We start from the raw sequence: 15,165 nt of genomic DNA, 5'->3' as shown, positions 1-15,165 counted from the left end.
ATGGACTTTGGGCTTGAAAATGCCAGTCACAACGCCACGTTGAATGCAGGTGTTAGGGTTTGGTGTATTGCACAAACACCTCATTGGGCTTGATCATGCCCAACTCTTGGCGTGCAATTTCTTCCATTTTTTCACGGCCATCGCGCAAGTCGGCAATGTCGTTGGCCAAGCGCTCATTGTCTTGGCGCATCAATTCGTTCGAGGTTTTTTGTACTCGAATTTCCTCTCGCATCAACTCCACATTGGGATAACTGCCGCGCCCAGTCCAGATTTGCCATTGGAACCAAGCCAGCAGTCCTAGCAGACCCAAAGTAGCGAGATAGCGAATACGCAACATGCTGTTGGTGAGAAGTGGTGCGGGGCATTAATCGCCAAAAGACGCCAGCCCCGCTATGCGGTTAAAGGAAATTAACGCAGATTGTAGAACGCGTCTTTACCAGGGAAGACTGCAATGTCACCCAAGTCTTCTTCAATACGCAACAATTGGTTGTACTTAGCCATGCGGTCAGAACGCGAGAGCGAGCCGGTTTTGATTTGACCTGCATTGGTGCCCACTGCAATATCGGCAATCGTGCTGTCCTCTGTTTCGCCAGAGCGGTGGCTAATCACTGCGGTGTAGCGGGCACGTTTGGCCATTTCGATGGCTTCAAAGGTTTCCGACAACGTGCCAATCTGGTTGATTTTGATCAGAATGGAATTGCCAATGCCTTTGTCAATGCCTTCTCGGAAGATTTTTGGATTGGTTACAAACAAGTCATCACCGACCAACTGCACTTTTTTGCCCAGACGATCTGTCAGCAGCTTCCAGCCATCCCAGTCGTTTTCAGACATGCCGTCTTCAATGCTGATGATGGGGTACTTGTCACACCAGGATGCGAGCTTGTCAGTCCATTCCCCTGCAGACAGCTTCAAGCCGCCTTCGCCTTCCAAAGTGTAGATACCATCTTTGAAGAATTCGCTGGAAGCGCAGTCCAAGCCCAAAGCGATTTGCTCACCTGGTTTGTAGCCGGCCGCTTCAATGGATTGCAAAATCAGCTCAATGGCTGCTTCGTGGTTGGTCACGCTAGGCGCAAAGCCGCCTTCATCGCCCACGGCCGTGCTCATGCCTTTGTCGTGGATGATTTTCTTCAGCGCGTGGAACACTTCTGCACCCCAACGCATGGCTTCGCGGAAGGAGGGTGCGCCGCTTGGGATGATCATGAATTCTTGCAGGTCCAGGCTGTTATTCGCGTGGGCGCCGCCATTGATCACGTTCATCATGGGCACAGGCAGAGTCACGCCGCCCATACCGCCAAAGTAGCGGTACAACGGCAGGCCAGATTCTTCTGCTGCAGCGCGGGCTACGGCCATGGACACGGCCAGCAAGGAGTTTGCACCCAGGCGGGATTTGTTGTCCGTGCCGTCCAGGTCGATCATCGTGCGGTCGAGAAAGGCTTGTTCTGCCGCGTCCAGGCCCAGCACAGCCTCGGAGATTTCGGTGTTGATGTGGTTGACTGCTTTGAGCACGCCTTTGCCCAAATAACGGCTCTTATCGCCATCGCGCAGCTCAATGGCTTCGCGCGCACCTGTGGATGCGCCCGATGGCACGGCTGCACGACCCATTACGCCGGATTCGAGCAACACGTCACACTCGACGGTGGGATTGCCGCGGCTGTCCAGGACTTCACGTCCAACGATATCTACGATTGCACTCATGCTGTGTTCCTTGAATAGTTGAATACGAAAATGTTAAACGCCTTCAACCAGCACCATGCGCATGATGGCTGCACCTTCACGGGCATGGCGGGCTTTGGTGTATTCGGGGGAGCTGTAGAAGGCTTTGGCAGCCTCTGCACTACTGAATTTAAGTACCACCGTACGCCCTGGGTTCCAGTCGCCTTCAAGCACCTCCACGTTACCGCCGCGAATGCAAACCTCTGCACCATGTACTTGCATGGCGTGGGTGCTGAGCTTGCGGTATTCGTCGTATTGATCTGGATGAGTCACATCGACGGATGCAATGACATAGGCGCTGGGCATGGTGGTGTCTCCTGTAAAGAAGGGGGGGCTGCATGGCGGACATATGAACAGTGTGTGTATTGGCCCGCCAGCGGCTGTATTAAAGATTGAAGTGCTCTTCTAAGTAGCCGTTTTTCTTCGTGATCTGATCAATTGAGAGCATGGTTTCCAGTAGCGCTTTCATGTGTTTAAGCGGTACTGCATTTGGCCCATCTGAGAGGGCGTTGGCTGGGTCCGGGTGGGTTTCCATGAACACACCAGCCACACCAACTGCCATCGCTGCACGAGCCAGCACAGGGACAAATTCACGCTGCCCACCGCTGCTGGTGCCTTGCCCTCCGGGTAATTGCACAGAATGGGTTGCATCAAAAACTACAGGTGCGTTGGTTTCGCGCATGATGGCCAGACTGCGCATATCGCTGACCAAGTTGTTGTAACCAAAACTGGCGCCACGCTCGCAGGCCATGAAATTGTCTTTAGGCAAACCCACTTCTTTGGCAGCTGCCCGCGCTTTATCAATGACGTTTTTCATGTCATGTGGGGCGAGGAACTGGCCTTTTTTGATGTTCGCTGGTTTGCCGCTTTGGGCGACCGCGCGAATGAAGTCAGTTTGACGGCACAAAAACGCAGGTGTTTGCAGCACATCGACCACGTTGGCTACTTCAGTAATTTCACTTTCAGTGTGAACATCGGTCAATATGGGAACATGCAATTCGCGTTTGACTTTGGCCAGAATCTCGAGACCTTTGGCCATACCGGGGCCGCGAAAACTGCTGCCTGAGGAGCGATTGGCCTTGTCGTAACTGCTTTTGAAAATGAAGGGAATGCCCAAAGCACTGGTGATTTCTTTGAGCTGACCGGCGACATCCATCTGCAGTTGCTCAGACTCAACCACGCACGGGCCTGCAATCAGGAAAAAGGGCTGATTCAGACCAACCTCAAAGCCGCAGAGTTTCATGCTTTTTCCTTCGTGTTGCCCTTGGTGTGCTGTGCATGGTTGCTGATAGCCGCTTTAATAAAAGCATTGAACAGCGGGTGACCTGCCCATGGTGTGGACTTGAATTCCGGGTGGAATTGCACCCCAATGAACCATGGGTGCACGTTTTGCGGCAACTCAACAATCTCGGTGAGCTGTTCACGTTGCGTGAGGGCCGAAATCACCAGGCCTGATTGGCGCAACTGGTCGAGGTATTTGGTATTGGCTTCGTAACGGTGGCGGTGGCGTTCGGTGACGGTGTCGCCGTATATTTGGTGTGCCAAAGTTCCAGGTTGCACGTCAGAGGTCTGCGCACCCAAACGCATGGTGCCTCCTAAGTCTGAATTGGCATCGCGTTTTTGAATGCTGCCATCAGCGTCTTCCCATTCATCAATGAGAGCGATCACTGGCTCTGGCGTTTTGGGGTCAAACTCGGTGCTGTTGGCTTTGGTCAGGCCTGCCTTATGGCGGGCATACTCAATGGTTGCCACTTGCATGCCAAGGCATATGCCGAGGTAGGGCGTTTGGTGTTCGCGGGCATATTGAGCGGCACTGATCTTGCCTTCAACACCACGCGAGCCAAAACCACCAGGCACCAAAATGCCATCGTAAATGGCTAATCCCGCTACTGTTTGTGGGGTGAGTGTTTCGGAGTCAACGTAAGTGATATCCACTTTTACGTCGTTGACCAAACCTGCGTGGCGTAATGCTTCGTTGACCGACTTGTAGCTGTCGGACAAATCCACATACTTGCCAACCATGGCGATCTTGACCTCACCCTTTGGGTGGGCGGTTTTGTAGACTAGATCATCCCAGCGTTTGAGGTTCGCCGGCGGGGTGTTTAAGCGCAACTTGTCGCAGATTAGTCCATCCAGGCCTTGTTCGTGAAGCAGGCGTGGTACTTTGTAAATCGTGTCGACATCGGGCATGGAAATCACGCCCCATTCAGCCACATTGGTGAATAGCGAGATTTTTTCGCGTTCGTCCTGTGGAATGTCGCGGTCAGCACGGCAAAGCAGCGCATCGGGTTGAATACCGATTTCGCGCAATTTCTGCACTGTGTGTTGTGTTGGCTTGGTTTTCAACTCGCCCGCAGCACCAATCCATGGCACATAAGTTAGGTGCACAAAGGCCGTGTTGTTCGGGCCTGCGCGCAGGCTGAACTGGCGCACGGCTTCTAGGAATGGCAGCGATTCAATATCACCGACCGTGCCACCAACCTCAGCAATAGCCACATCAACCGCGTCAGCCGTGCCGATGCCTGCGCCGCGTTTGATGTATTCTTGGATTTCATTGGTAACGTGGGGAATGACCTGCACGGTCTTGCCCAAGTAATCGCCACGGCGCTCTTTCTCCAACACAGACTGGTAAATACGGCCTGTGGTGAAGTTATTGGCTTGCTTCATGCGTGTTTCAATGAAGCGTTCATAGTGGCCTAAATCCAAGTCAGTTTCTGCGCCGTCATCGGTCACAAAAACTTCACCGTGCTGAAACGGGCTCATGGTGCCCGGATCGACGTTGATATAGGGATCTAACTTAATCAGCGTAACTTTAAGCCCGCGTGATTCCAGAAGTGCCGCCAGTGATGCGGCGGCGATGCCTTTACCTAAAGAGGAAACAACACCGCCAGTGACGAAGACAAATTTGGTCATGTCTCGAGAAGATGTGGGAAATGACGATTATAAAACCGTTTGCTGGCCCATCAGGTTTTCGCTGATTTTTAGCCCTGCTCAGTTAAACGCTTACCGCGAAGTAGTTGCTGCTTTCGTAGTTGATGTCCCTTTGCCTTGATGGCTAAATTCAAAGGGAGCACTGACTTGGCAAGGCTGCCAAACATTCATTTCCACCTTTGCTTCACCGCGCATGCGCGAAGGGCTGAGCACATGCAGCTCATAGCGTGCATTCATGGGCAGTGGGAATCCTTGCAAGGTCAAGCCGTTGGCTGTTGCCACGAAATGATTGGGGCCGCGTTGTTCCCATGCAATGGCTGGGTTATCCACCAATTGGGCAGGGTGAAAAGGGGTGGAAAACTGCACGTCCTCACTGCGTTGAGCAGGGAGCAGTTGGGCCAGAGATTCGGCCATGCCGGGCACGCAAGTGGCGCTGGACTGCATGGTTCCCATGCTCCAGTGCCAGAGGCCGTTATGCGGTTGAATGGCTTGGTTTGCTCTTGCTGTCGGTATGGTGCTTTTTGCCCCCTGTGCATGGACTGCACTATGAGGCACTAGACCTAAAAGAGTCAGACTTAAGACGATAAGACTTTGTGCTAAAGGTGCGGTGAAGATAGGCTGTTGTATGTGCATAGGGCTTTGCCACGTTAATGTGAGTATTTTTATCTGATCTATAGATGCGGCAAAAGATCCTTTTCCAATCGTTTACGATTTAAGCGGTTTGTTGCGCTTGTCTGTCAGATGATTTCCTGTTTGGATGGCGCGGCTTATCAAGTGGTTCACGGGTGACTTTTCATCGGTGTCTAACAAGGCAATGCGTTAGCTGCTGAGCCAATCGCGCTGAGGATTTGGTTGATGATTTCTGTGGTGATACGGGCGCGGTTGAGTGCGATATCGCAAAGAAAAGCGAACACTAAAGACAAGTAACCTAAATAGGCAAAGCCCAGATAATCGTTGTGAATGATGGTCAGCAGCCAGTTTTGTTCAAAAATATAGAAGTAGGTGCAGACTAGGGTAGCAACGACCAAAAGGCCAGCGGGAATCATCAGTTGCAGTGTTGCACGTGATTTGAAAAGCGACAATGCCAGAACCAATGTAAACATGCATGCATTCACGCCAGTAAAAATACGGATATCTTTTTTAAGCCCTTCCACCACTTGTGCGTATGTAGAGTGAATGACCGTGGAAATGGTTTGGTTGGCGCGTTCGAGCAGGGTAATTTGCGTTGTTGCTCCGTCTTTGAGCCATTCTTCCCAGCGCTTGCGGCATTCGCAGTTTAGGTTGCGTACTTGGGCGATGGATTCGGCCATTTTCGCGTGAACACGCGCTTTCAACATCTCTTTGTATTGTGTGATGCTTTCTGCATTGCGAGCATAGATTGCACCAGCGGCACGTGACACTGGGTTATTGGCGTCAGTGGGCTGAGGCAATGCAATACCATCAATGCGTTGATTGATACGTTTGCTGGCCTCTTGTTGGATATAGGCTGCTCCATATTCCTCCACCCAGTGCGGTATGCTGAATGTCAAGGCAAAGAAAAAGGTAAACAAGGCTGTGCCTGCACAAGCAGTCAGTGTAAGTAGCCACGCACTGATGGATTTGCTCGTCATGATCGGCCTCTCTTCGTTTGGAATAACTCTTGCCATCGCGGATGCTGCCGATTTTTAAAAGACGGAGATCGTGCGTGGCATGCATGTTTTCCATCTATTAAGCAATAAGCAGCACCAGTGCGCAAGAAGACTGCGCATTGGTGCTGCTTGTGGGCAAAAGCTTGTGTGTGTTTGCACGACAAGCGTTGAGGTTTAAAAGAACGCTAACGGTACGATGGACCTGTGCCGTTATTGGTCCAAAACGTCATTGCGAAGCTGTGGAAATACTTTTGCCACTTTTGAGAGCAAGTAGTCACCGTAGATGCCATTAAAGGCGTGCACATTGGCTTGGTCCCAGCGTGTGGCGCTGTCGTCTGAGTCGGGGACCTCGGGCAAGCCTTCAATACGTTGCACGCGGGCAAAGTAGTTGGGATCAAAAAAAGTAGGAAATGACAGCCGATCATGCCCAGAGGTGTTGCGGCGAACTCGGTGCGGCGTGGAGCGATAGAGGCCTCCAGTCATCCGGTCGAGCATGTCACCGATATTGCAGATGAATGTGCCTGAAATAGGGGGCGCTTCTGTCCAACCTTGTGGGGTGCGCACTTGCAAACCGCCAATGTGGTCTTGCAGCAAGATCGTCAGTAAGCCGTAATCGGTGTGCTCACCGACGCCCCATTGCACATCCAGCCCATCCGGCACGGGCTGGGATGGGTAATTGAAGATGCGAAAGAGGATCAGTGGATCATGGGTGTATCTCGCATCGAAATAGTTGGCTGGCAAATCCAGGCTGAGGGCAATGCCGCTCATGATGGCGTGCCCAAGTGCAGTGGTGGCAGCCATGTAATCAAGGATGGTGGTTTTGAAACCTTCGATATTGGGGAAAAGATTGGCGCCATGCACGGGGGTGTGGGCGAGCACGAGTGGGTCGTTGGCCGCCCGTTCAGTGCCCAGATAGAGGCCTTCTTTCCAGTCGGGGCGGCCTGATGTGAGCTCTCCTCCAAGTGGAAAGTAACCCCGCCAGGCTCGGCCGGCCAGCTCCATGCGCCATTGCATTTTGGTGGCTTCATCAAGTGCAAAAAAAGCGCGACTCTGGCTGTCCAGGGCATCAATCAGTGATTGCGCAATTCCATGGTTGGAGACATAGAAAAAACCATGCTCACGGCATGCTTGGTTGATTTGCTTTGCGACGTTGGCTACAGCGTCATGGTTGATGTTGGCTTGGCTTGCAGTGGCAGATGCCACCAGCGCACTAATATCAATGATGGGCAAAGATGTGGCTGCATGGGTCATGGTGCAAGGTCTTTCTGGTGATGGCGAAATGGGGTGTTGATGTCCGCAAGAAACTGGATGGTGCGCGGATGTTGTGGATTATTGAAGAATGCCTGTGGTGTTGCGCGTTCGAGAATACGGCCTTGGTCCATAAAGAGAATGCGGTCTGCCGCTTCTGCCGCAAAACCCATTTCATGGGTGACGCAGACCATGGTCATACCATCTTTAGCTAAGTCACGAATGACCAGCAGCACTTCATTGATCATTTCGGGATCGAGCGCGCTGGTGGGTTCATCAAACAGCATGATGGGGGGCTCCATCGCCAAGGCACGGGCAATGGCCACACGTTGCTGTTGGCCTCCTGAAAGTGCATCGGGCATGGCATCGGCTTTGTGGGCCAAACCGACGCGTTCAAGCAACTGCATCGCTTTGGCGCGTGCCTGTGCATCACTCAGACCTGCCAGTCTTTTCGGGGCCAGAATGATGTTGCCTATAACGCTCAGGTGAGGGAACAGGTTGAACTGTTGAAACACGAAGCCAATGCCTGAGCGGAAAGCATTCAGGTTGAGCTTTTTGTCGTATATGTCTTGCCCATTGATGCGAATCGTGCCGCTTTGAATGGGCTCTAGACGATTGATGGTGCGAATCAAAGTGGATTTGCCAGAGCCGGATGGCCCGCACACGACCACGACCTCTCCCGTGGCAATGGTTTCCGTAACGTCATTGAGGGCATGGTAATTGCCATACCACTTGTTTACAGCATTAAATTCAATCATGCAGCAGCCTCCTGCGCGCGATGGGCGGCAGTGTTCTTCTTTTGGTTCAAGCGCTTTTCAAGCCCATACGCAAAGCGCGACAAGCTAAAGCACATGATGAAATAGGTCAGACCCAAAATGAGGTAAACCTCAGTGGGGTAGACCATCACTTGGGTGTTGATTTGCGAGGTGATGAATGACACTTCTGAGAGTCCGATGATGTAACCCAGCGATGTTTCTTTGATGGTGGAAACGAACTGATTGACCAGCGACGGCAGCATGTGGGAAATGGCCTGCGGCAGCACCACCAGCAGCATGGCTTGAAAGTAGCCTAAACCCAACGCCCGCGCGCTTTCCATCTGCCCTTTGGGTAACGCTTGAATTCCTGCACGGATGATCTCTGCCAGGTAGGCCGCATCAAAGACAACTAATGCAATGAGCATGGTGGTGAACTGGTCTGTTTTGACGCCTGTGACGCTGGGAAGAAAGAAATACGCCCAAAAAACCACCATTAATAGCGGTGTACCGCGCACCACATAAATCAATGCCGTGACGGGCCAGCGCAGCAGGCGCCATGGGCTCAGGCGCGCCAGTGCCAATACAAAACCCAATGGAATGGCCAGTAGCAAACCCAAACTTGCCAGCACCACCGTGAGGGCCAAACCGCCCAATGGGCCATTGGGATATTGACCAATCAGAAAATACACCCAGTAGGTGTCGATGACTTCCCAAAAACTCATAGCGCCCTCGCTGGATAGATGCGTTGGTAAAGGGTTGCGATGCCTGTTAGCAACAGCGAGATGGATAGATACACCACGGAGGCAAAAGCAAAGGCTTCTGCGCTGCGAAAGGTTGCGCTTTCGATTTGCCCGGCTTGGTACATCAGTTCGGCAACTCCAATCACAGTGGCGATACTTGTGCCTTTCCATAGGTTGAGCGTTTGCGAGAGCAGCGGCGGAATGGTGATGCGCAACGCTTGCGGCAGCACAACCAGGCGCATGGTCTGCAGGTAGCTGAAACCCAAGGCGCGACTGGCTTCTGCTTGTACGGTTTTGACAGCGCGGATTCCGCTGCGAATGTCTTCGGCCATATAGGCGGCAAAGTACAAAGACAGTGCCACCACAGCAGAGGTCGCTTCGATGTTGCCTGCGTAGAGTTTGAGTTTCCAGCTTTGCGGGAGCAATTCTGGCGCGCCAAAATACCAAAAAAGCATGTGCGCCAGTAGTGGAATATTGCGAAACACTTCGATATAACTGGCCGCCAGCCAGCGCAAGGCGGGCCAGATGGACAAGCGTGCCAAGGCGATCACAATGCCCAGCACCAACGCACCCACAAAAGAGATGGCCAGCAATTGCAGCGACAGCACCATGCCCGCCATGAGCATGTCATGGTAGGGGCCGGTGAGAAGGAGGGACCAATCGAAATCAGGCATATGAGAAGGTATAGGTTGCCATGCTGCCACTTGTTATGGTGTGCATGGAATGAGGCCCGCTATTGTGCAGCTTGCCTTGCCCGTGTGGCGTACATTGCGCTCAGTTTGGTGCACTCCAAGTGAAGTCGCGTTCTGAAAAACCGTGCTGAGTTGTTGGTCCATACCATTGGAAAAACCATTTGCCAGCCTCCCCGCGCGTTTCTGCTTGCAGCAAGGCTGAATTGATTGCAGCCAATAGTGCTGGTTCATGTTTTTTGATGCCGATGGCTACTTGAGTGGTGCTGATGCGTTCGGGCAGGATGGTGAAATTCTCGGCTTTACTACCCGCTTTATTGAGTACGCCCACTAAACCGGATTCATCATCAACCATGCCTTCTGCTTTGCCTTGCTGAAGTGCGAGAAAGGCTTGGGGGGCATTGTCGAAACTCACGACATTAGCCTGTGCAATAGCTTTTTTTGCGTTGGCCTCTTGTGTGCCGCCTTTAATGGTGACAAGTTTTTTTCCTTCCAGTTGCGCAATGCCGCTGATGCCGGACTGCTTAGACACCAGTATTTTCTGGCCTGTGATCAGCGTTGGGATGGAAAAGTCGATCTGTTCTTGGCGATCAGGAGTAATGGCCAATGCGGCAGCCAGAATGTCGACGTGGCCTTGCTGCAATTCAGGGATCCGTGCGGCTACAGCCAGTTGCTTGAATACGGGCTTTACGCCCAAAGCCTGGGCCAAGTCTTTGCCAATATCTATCTCGTAGCCGACCAGTTCGCGTGTTTTGGGGTCGATGAAGCTAAACGGTTCTGCTGTACCAAGTACGCCAATGACAATCTCGCCTTTTTGCTGGATGTCTGCCAATTGGTCGGCATGGACCTGCTGCACCAAGGTTGTAAGCGACAAAGTGGTGATGGTTGACAAAAAGAATTTGTGTAGTGAATTCATGGGGTTCATGCTGGTCATGAGAATGAGGGCGTGTGCAGGCATACTCGGTGTTGGCGAGTTGCTGCAATCAACGATTGTTTTTATCAGAGAGTCTTAGCCTTGCAGAAGCTGCCAATGCAAAACGCACAGCGTTCAATGTTTCGCTGTGCGTTCTTGCCTGCTTCTAGATGCCTTACTTTTGGGTGCAAGACCTCTGCAGAAGGGCTTCAGATTTGGTCAGTTTCAATCTTGAAACTGCGTTGGGTAAAGCCTGATTTGGTTTCTGGTCCGTACCATTTGAAGAAGATTTTCTCTGCTTCGCCAGAGGACTCCAGACCACGCAATGTGTCATCCACAATTTTCTTGAATGCAGGCTCGCCTTTACGGATACCCAGCGCCAAGGGTTCTACACTCAGGTTCGCAGACAGCACCACATAGTCTTTTTGAGCAGGCCCAAGCTTGGCATATACGCGTAGAAGGGCGGCTTCGTCATCTACATACCCAACGCCTTTGCCTTGCTGCAAGGCTTGGAAGGCCTGCTGGCTGGTATCAAACGTCACAACATCCACGCCAGGCACCGCTTTACGAACATTGGGCTCTTGGGTACCGCCGCGTAAGGTCACCACTTTTTTGCCTTCCAATCCCTTCAAGTCGGTGATGCCACTGTCTTTGCGCACCAGCACTTTCTGACCCGTTTCAAAAGTGGTCAGCGAAAAGTCGATTTGTTCTTCACGTTCCTTGTTGTGGGTCAAACCTGCGGCAATCAAATCCACATGGTTTTGCTGCAACTCAGGGATGCGAGCAGCAACGGCTACTTGCTTGAAGCGGGCTTTGACGCCGATTTTGTCGGCAATGGCTTGTGCCAAATCCACTTCATATCCGATGAATTGACGTGTTTTGGGATCAATAAACGTCGCAGGCTCGTCTGTGCCCAATACCCCTACTACCAATTCACCGCGTTGGCGAATGTCATCGAGCTTGTCGGCATGGCTAATCGCTGGTGCCAATGCGAAGACCGAGGCAGTCAATGCTGCAGAAAAAAAGGTTTTAATTCTTCTCATGGTTATGAACTCCGATTTTTTTATGCCTGTTTGCAAGGGTACGAAGCTTAAATTAGTCCCATTAATGAGTGAACTTCATTTTTTCTATATTGATATATTGGAAATCGAATAATAAATTTTTTGCGTATGAAATGGATATCTCTGACTATTTGGAAAGAGGCGTTGCGACAGCGGTTGCATGAAGATGCATTAGCTGGCCTGGACAACCTTTTTTTGTATGCGGCAATCCGTGCGTAGGTTTGACGATCTGAAATTTTTTTTATACATTGGCGCCCATATTTTCAACTAGCTACCGATAGGTAGTTAAAAATCGATATGGATCGTAAATGACGGATGCTTCACAACGTGTGCCAATAGGATTGGCCGTATCTCTAGGATTGATCATGGTGCTCGGCCCTGCATCCATCGATATGTATTTGCCATCGATGCCAGAGATGGCACAGCAATTCGGCACAGAGTTTTCGGCAATGCAACTCACATTGACCGTTTTTTTGCTGGCCATGGGAGCAGGGCAATTGTTATTTGGCCCAGTCATTGATGCATTCGGGCGGCGCTGGCCATTGTTGATTGCTTTAGTGGTCTATGCATTGACTTCTGCATGGGCGGCGATGGCTACATCAGTGGAGAGTTTGATTTTCGCGCGCTTTATACAAGGACTCGCATCGTCTTTGGCGATTGTGACGGCTATGAGCAGTGTGCGTGATGTGACCGAAGGGGTGATCGCTGCGCAGTTGTTTGCACTACTGATGACCATTCAAGGGATTGGCCCTGTGTTGGCGCCAGCTTTCGGGGGAGTGGTTGGATCAGCTTGGGGTTGGCGTGCAGTTTTTTATGTGTTGGCTGCTTTGGGCTTGCTTGTGTTGTTGAACACAATTTTTCGTATGCGCGAGACATTGCCAGTTCATAAACGCAGCAACCTTCAGTTAGGCACTGTGCTACGCACTTACGTGAGCATTCTTTCTTCTGCGGCGTTTGTATTGCCCGCGCTGTCATTGTCTTTGGTGTTTTTCTTTTTGTTTTTTTATATCGGTGGGGCTTCATACACTTACCAAGCCAATTATGGTGTTACGCCACGTTCATTTGGCTTGATTTTTGGTGCTACAGGTATAGCAGTCCTGTTAGGGGCTATGGGCAGTGCAAAGCTGGTCGCTCGGTTCAAGATTGAAAAATTGGCTTTGCTTGGTGTGCTGGGCCTGCTTGTTGGGGCTGTAGTTAGCACGGTTTCGGCTTTTACTGGCGTGGGTTTAATAGGTGTTGCTGCAGGTATGTTTATTGCGTTGTGCGGCTTGGGCATTGGGGAGGCGACCTTGATGGCCATTGCGTTGGCAACGCGTAATACCGCATTGGGTGCCAGTGCTGCTATCTTGGGGGCTTTTCCACTGCTGCTGGGCGCTGCTGCGACACCTCTGGCGGCCATTGTGGCCGAACGCGGCGCTGTGCAATGGTTGCTCGCATTGGTTGCGATTGGTATTGTCGCTTCAGGCTTGACTTGGGTGAGTGTGCGAAGAGTTGCTAAATCGGGCGTGCAAGTGCACCTGCAGCATGGTTGATGAAAGGTAGAGATGGTCAGAGGCGATAGAACAGAAGCATTTCAGCGCGTGTGTGACGCGGCATTGGCACATTTTTCGGTTGCCGGTTATGACGGCGCTTCACTCAATGAGATTGCCCTGCTGGTTGGTATCAGGAAAGCCTCGCTGTATTCCCATGTGGCGAGCAAAGAAGCTTTGTATTTGCAAATTCTGCAGGATGCCGTTGAGGTTGAGGAGTGCTATGTTCGCCAGGTGTTGGGGCCCTTGAGTAAAGGTGAACTACCTGGTCAAGCGTATGTCAGCACCATTGCCCAACGCTATGCTGATTCTGTGCATTTGCGTTTTCTGTTACGCGCTGCATTTTTGCCTCCTGAGCAGTTGCGTGCAACCGTAGGTCCTACTTATGAGGGCTTTGTGAGTCAATTGCAGGACTGTTTTGCGACTCAGTTGGATGCATGCGTAGTGGCGCCTCTACTGCCACAAGTTTCTGAGCGTTTTGCTATTGCGTATGCCGGGATCGTCGAGAGTTTGTATGTGGAGTTGATTTATGCTGGTCGCATCAAAATGGCTAAGCGCGAGGAGGCTATGTGGCACCTCTTTGCGCAGTCCCTGAGCCCACACGTCAAACGCTGTTGACGTCTGTGACGTCCTCCTGACGGCCTCAACACGTTGAGGCTGTGTCAACGTGGCACTGCCTCACTCTTTATAATTGCAGCGGCTTTGCTCTTGGGGCGTTGATTGGTGTGAACAGTACTGAGCAAACTTGAAGAGCAGGCTAGTTTCTCAGGGCGGGGTGCAAGTCCCCACCGGCGGTAACAGGGGTAATACTGGTGTATTGATTTCTGAGAGCCCGCGAGCGCTTGGTGGGTGCAATGCCCATCAAGGTCAGCAGATCTGGTGTGATTCCAGAGCCGACGGTCATAGTCCGGATGAAAGAGAAACGTGCCGGCAACAGTGCAATTTCTGACGGGCATCGTGCAGATGCTTGCCCGGTTGCGCTTGTGCTTGTGCATGCTCAGCCCTGATTCTGTCTTTCCATGATGTTGATAAGGAAAATCATGAATCAGTCTCCCATTTCGTTATTACCGCAATTGGCCTGCCGTGATGGAGCCGTTTTGAGCGATCAAGGCCCGCGCGTGGCTATGGTTGCTGCTGCTTGGCATGCCGATATTGTGCAGCGTGCCACGACGGCGTTTGCCCAGCGGTTTGCGCAATTGCAACCATTGAGTCAAATACAGTCGATGGAGGTTCCTGGTGTTTTTGAAATTCCATTGCAGGCCAAGCTGTTGGCCCAGTCAGGGGAGTATGACGCCATCGTGGCGTTTGGCTTTGTTGTTGATGGCGGCATTTACCGGCATGACTTCGTATCGGCTGCGGTGATTGACGGGTTGATGCGGGTGCAGTTGGATACCTCGGTTCCCATTTTTTCGGTAGTGCTGACGCCCCACCACTTCCACGCGAACGAAGCACACCAGCAGTTTTTTGAGGCGCATTTCATCCAAAAAGGCGAAGAGGCGGCCAATGCCTGTGGGAGCATTTTGCAAACATGGGAGCCTGCTGCGGTGGGGCTAGCCTCTAAACCGCAGGTTGCTGTTGCCAGTGCTCAGAATACTGCAGCAGAAGGCCATGCTTCAACCGACGCGCCGCTGGCGGTTTGGGCGCGGCGATCACAACACGCTGTTGAATAATTCCAGTTGAGGTGGTCCCGCATAGATCTCGCGTGTGCCTTTGCCTGCATTGGCATGCGCTTTGCGGAAGGCTTCGGAATGCGTCCAGTCGATAAAGTGCTGCTCGCTTTCCCATTCAGTATGTGAGGCAAACAGCGTGAACTCTTGCGTTTGTGTGCCTTGCAAAAGGTGAAATGCCACAAAGCCAGGAACAGAGTCGAGGTGGCTTTCGCGATTGCGCCAGTGGGTCAGAAAGGTTTCTTCATGGCCGCGTAAGACGCGGAAGCGGTTCATGGCGAATAGGGCATT

17 protein-coding genes and 1 riboswitch are annotated in these 15,165 nt (G+C 51.9%); of the genes, 3 read left to right on the top strand and 14 right to left on the bottom strand.

What is annotated here, in order from left to right:
- Nucleotides 1-52: 52 nt before the first annotated feature.
- The 13 genes from E9531_RS08360 to E9531_RS08300 form a co-directional block, all read right to left on the bottom strand.
- Nucleotides 53-337, bottom strand: a complete 285-nt coding sequence (locus tag E9531_RS08360) for a septum formation initiator family protein (protein ID WP_136573308.1) — start codon at nucleotides 335-337, stop codon at nucleotides 53-55.
- A gap of 71 nt (nucleotides 338-408) precedes the next feature.
- Nucleotides 409-1,695, bottom strand: a complete 1,287-nt coding sequence (eno, locus tag E9531_RS08355) for a phosphopyruvate hydratase (protein ID WP_136573307.1) — start codon at nucleotides 1,693-1,695, stop codon at nucleotides 409-411.
- A 33-nt stretch (nucleotides 1,696-1,728) separates the two neighbouring features.
- Nucleotides 1,729-2,019, bottom strand: coding sequence for a DUF1330 domain-containing protein (locus E9531_RS08350; protein WP_136573306.1), 291 nt, complete (start codon nucleotides 2,017-2,019; stop codon nucleotides 1,729-1,731).
- A 79-nt stretch (nucleotides 2,020-2,098) separates the two neighbouring features.
- Complete coding sequence (gene kdsA, locus E9531_RS08345) at nucleotides 2,099-2,956, bottom strand: 3-deoxy-8-phosphooctulonate synthase (protein ID WP_136573305.1); 858 nt, start codon at nucleotides 2,954-2,956, stop codon at nucleotides 2,099-2,101.
- A complete protein-coding gene (locus E9531_RS08340; RefSeq protein WP_136573304.1) occupies nucleotides 2,953-4,626 on the bottom strand; it encodes a CTP synthase in 1,674 nt (557 codons plus the stop codon). Before E9531_RS08340 ends, kdsA begins: the two co-directional genes overlap by 4 nt.
- A gap of 90 nt (nucleotides 4,627-4,716) precedes the next feature.
- Nucleotides 4,717-5,088 carry a hypothetical protein gene (locus tag E9531_RS08335; protein ID WP_136573303.1) on the bottom strand — a complete coding sequence of 124 codons (372 nt, stop codon included), beginning with the start codon at nucleotides 5,086-5,088 and terminating at the stop codon, nucleotides 4,717-4,719.
- Nucleotides 5,089-5,447: 359 nt separating this feature from the next.
- The gene (locus E9531_RS08330) at nucleotides 5,448-6,254 is read right to left on the bottom strand and encodes a hypothetical protein (RefSeq protein ID WP_136573302.1); all 807 of its coding nucleotides are present in this window, start codon (nucleotides 6,252-6,254) and stop codon (nucleotides 5,448-5,450) included.
- A 228-nt stretch (nucleotides 6,255-6,482) separates the two neighbouring features.
- Complete coding sequence (locus tag E9531_RS08325) at nucleotides 6,483-7,523, bottom strand: isopenicillin N synthase family dioxygenase (RefSeq protein ID WP_136573301.1); 1,041 nt, start codon at nucleotides 7,521-7,523, stop codon at nucleotides 6,483-6,485.
- Nucleotides 7,520-8,278 (bottom strand): amino acid ABC transporter ATP-binding protein, encoded by a 759-nt coding sequence (locus E9531_RS08320; protein ID WP_136573300.1) that lies wholly within the window; start codon nucleotides 8,276-8,278, stop codon nucleotides 7,520-7,522. Before E9531_RS08320 ends, E9531_RS08325 begins: the two co-directional genes overlap by 4 nt.
- Nucleotides 8,275-8,997 (bottom strand): amino acid ABC transporter permease, encoded by a 723-nt coding sequence (locus tag E9531_RS08315; RefSeq protein WP_136573299.1) that lies wholly within the window; start codon nucleotides 8,995-8,997, stop codon nucleotides 8,275-8,277. The genes E9531_RS08320 and E9531_RS08315 overlap by 4 nt, the downstream gene beginning before the upstream one ends.
- On the bottom strand, nucleotides 8,994-9,689 hold the full coding sequence (locus E9531_RS08310; protein ID WP_136573298.1) for an amino acid ABC transporter permease: 696 nt from the start codon (nucleotides 9,687-9,689) through the stop codon (nucleotides 8,994-8,996). The genes E9531_RS08315 and E9531_RS08310 overlap by 4 nt, the downstream gene beginning before the upstream one ends.
- A 100-nt stretch (nucleotides 9,690-9,789) precedes the next feature.
- Nucleotides 9,790-10,638: an ABC transporter substrate-binding protein gene (locus tag E9531_RS08305; RefSeq protein WP_425293571.1), complete on the bottom strand. Its 849-nt coding sequence runs from the start codon at nucleotides 10,636-10,638 to the stop codon at nucleotides 9,790-9,792.
- 188 nt (nucleotides 10,639-10,826) lie between these two features.
- Nucleotides 10,827-11,660 carry an ABC transporter substrate-binding protein gene (locus E9531_RS08300; RefSeq protein ID WP_136573297.1) on the bottom strand — a complete coding sequence of 278 codons (834 nt, stop codon included), beginning with the start codon at nucleotides 11,658-11,660 and terminating at the stop codon, nucleotides 10,827-10,829.
- Between the two features lie 326 nt (nucleotides 11,661-11,986).
- Between E9531_RS08300 and E9531_RS08295 the strand changes: the two genes are divergently transcribed.
- The 3 genes from E9531_RS08295 to E9531_RS17770 all read left to right on the top strand — a co-directional run bounded on the left by E9531_RS08295 (nucleotide 11,987) and on the right by E9531_RS17770 (nucleotide 14,877).
- Entirely contained in the window at nucleotides 11,987-13,210 is a 1,224-nt protein-coding gene (locus E9531_RS08295; protein ID WP_136573296.1) for a Bcr/CflA family efflux MFS transporter, read from the top strand.
- Nucleotides 13,211-13,222: 12 nt separating this feature from the next.
- On the top strand, nucleotides 13,223-13,825 hold the full coding sequence (locus tag E9531_RS08290) for a TetR/AcrR family transcriptional regulator (protein ID WP_136573295.1): 603 nt from the start codon (nucleotides 13,223-13,225) through the stop codon (nucleotides 13,823-13,825).
- A 139-nt stretch (nucleotides 13,826-13,964) separates the two neighbouring features.
- Nucleotides 13,965-14,134, top strand: a riboswitch (FMN riboswitch).
- A gap of 113 nt (nucleotides 14,135-14,247) precedes the next feature.
- Nucleotides 14,248-14,877: a 6,7-dimethyl-8-ribityllumazine synthase gene (locus E9531_RS17770; protein WP_136573294.1), complete on the top strand. Its 630-nt coding sequence runs from the start codon at nucleotides 14,248-14,250 to the stop codon at nucleotides 14,875-14,877.
- Here the strand turns inward: E9531_RS17770 and E9531_RS08280 are convergent.
- On the bottom strand, nucleotides 14,857-15,150 hold the full coding sequence (locus E9531_RS08280; protein WP_136573293.1) for an antibiotic biosynthesis monooxygenase family protein: 294 nt from the start codon (nucleotides 15,148-15,150) through the stop codon (nucleotides 14,857-14,859). The genes E9531_RS17770 and E9531_RS08280 overlap by 21 nt on opposite strands.
- Nucleotides 15,151-15,165 lie beyond the last annotated feature (15 nt).

Source organism: Lampropedia puyangensis, from assembly GCF_004833285.1.
GTDB classification, from domain to species: domain Bacteria; phylum Pseudomonadota; class Gammaproteobacteria; order Burkholderiales; family Burkholderiaceae_C; genus Lampropedia; species Lampropedia puyangensis.
Note: the sequence above shows the minus strand (reverse complement) of the source record. Positions and strands in the feature narration are given on the sequence as shown.

What these genes read in the sequence shown, in the direction of transcription:
- E9531_RS08360 (WP_136573308.1), bottom strand. Translation starts at nt 337, where the DNA reads ATGTTGCGTATTCGCTATCTCGCTACTTTGGGTCTGCTAGGACTGCTG.
- eno (WP_136573307.1), bottom strand. Translation starts at nt 1,695, where the DNA reads ATGAGTGCAATCGTAGATATCGTTGGACGTGAAGTCCTGGACAGCCGC.
- E9531_RS08350 (WP_136573306.1), bottom strand. Translation starts at nt 2,019, where the DNA reads ATGCCCAGCGCCTATGTCATTGCATCCGTCGATGTGACTCATCCAGAT.
- kdsA (WP_136573305.1), bottom strand. Translation starts at nt 2,956, where the DNA reads ATGAAACTCTGCGGCTTTGAGGTTGGTCTGAATCAGCCCTTTTTCCTG.
- E9531_RS08340 (WP_136573304.1), bottom strand. Translation starts at nt 4,626, where the DNA reads ATGACCAAATTTGTCTTCGTCACTGGCGGTGTTGTTTCCTCTTTAGGT.
- E9531_RS08335 (WP_136573303.1), bottom strand. Translation starts at nt 5,088, where the DNA reads ATGCAGTCCAGCGCCACTTGCGTGCCCGGCATGGCCGAATCTCTGGCC.
- E9531_RS08330 (WP_136573302.1), bottom strand. Translation starts at nt 6,254, where the DNA reads ATGACGAGCAAATCCATCAGTGCGTGGCTACTTACACTGACTGCTTGT.
- E9531_RS08325 (WP_136573301.1), bottom strand. Translation starts at nt 7,523, where the DNA reads ATGACCCATGCAGCCACATCTTTGCCCATCATTGATATTAGTGCGCTG.
- E9531_RS08320 (WP_136573300.1), bottom strand. Translation starts at nt 8,278, where the DNA reads ATGATTGAATTTAATGCTGTAAACAAGTGGTATGGCAATTACCATGCC.
- E9531_RS08315 (WP_136573299.1), bottom strand. Translation starts at nt 8,997, where the DNA reads ATGAGTTTTTGGGAAGTCATCGACACCTACTGGGTGTATTTTCTGATT.
- E9531_RS08310 (WP_136573298.1), bottom strand. Translation starts at nt 9,689, where the DNA reads ATGCCTGATTTCGATTGGTCCCTCCTTCTCACCGGCCCCTACCATGAC.
- E9531_RS08305 (WP_425293571.1), bottom strand. Translation starts at nt 10,638, where the DNA reads ATGACCAGCATGAACCCCATGAATTCACTACACAAATTCTTTTTGTCA.
- E9531_RS08300 (WP_136573297.1), bottom strand. Translation starts at nt 11,660, where the DNA reads ATGAGAAGAATTAAAACCTTTTTTTCTGCAGCATTGACTGCCTCGGTC.
- E9531_RS08295 (WP_136573296.1), top strand. Translation starts at nt 11,987, where the DNA reads ATGACGGATGCTTCACAACGTGTGCCAATAGGATTGGCCGTATCTCTA.
- E9531_RS08290 (WP_136573295.1), top strand. Translation starts at nt 13,223, where the DNA reads ATGGTCAGAGGCGATAGAACAGAAGCATTTCAGCGCGTGTGTGACGCG.
- E9531_RS17770 (WP_136573294.1), top strand. Translation starts at nt 14,248, where the DNA reads ATGAATCAGTCTCCCATTTCGTTATTACCGCAATTGGCCTGCCGTGAT.
- E9531_RS08280 (WP_136573293.1), bottom strand. Translation starts at nt 15,150, where the DNA reads ATGAACCGCTTCCGCGTCTTACGCGGCCATGAAGAAACCTTTCTGACC.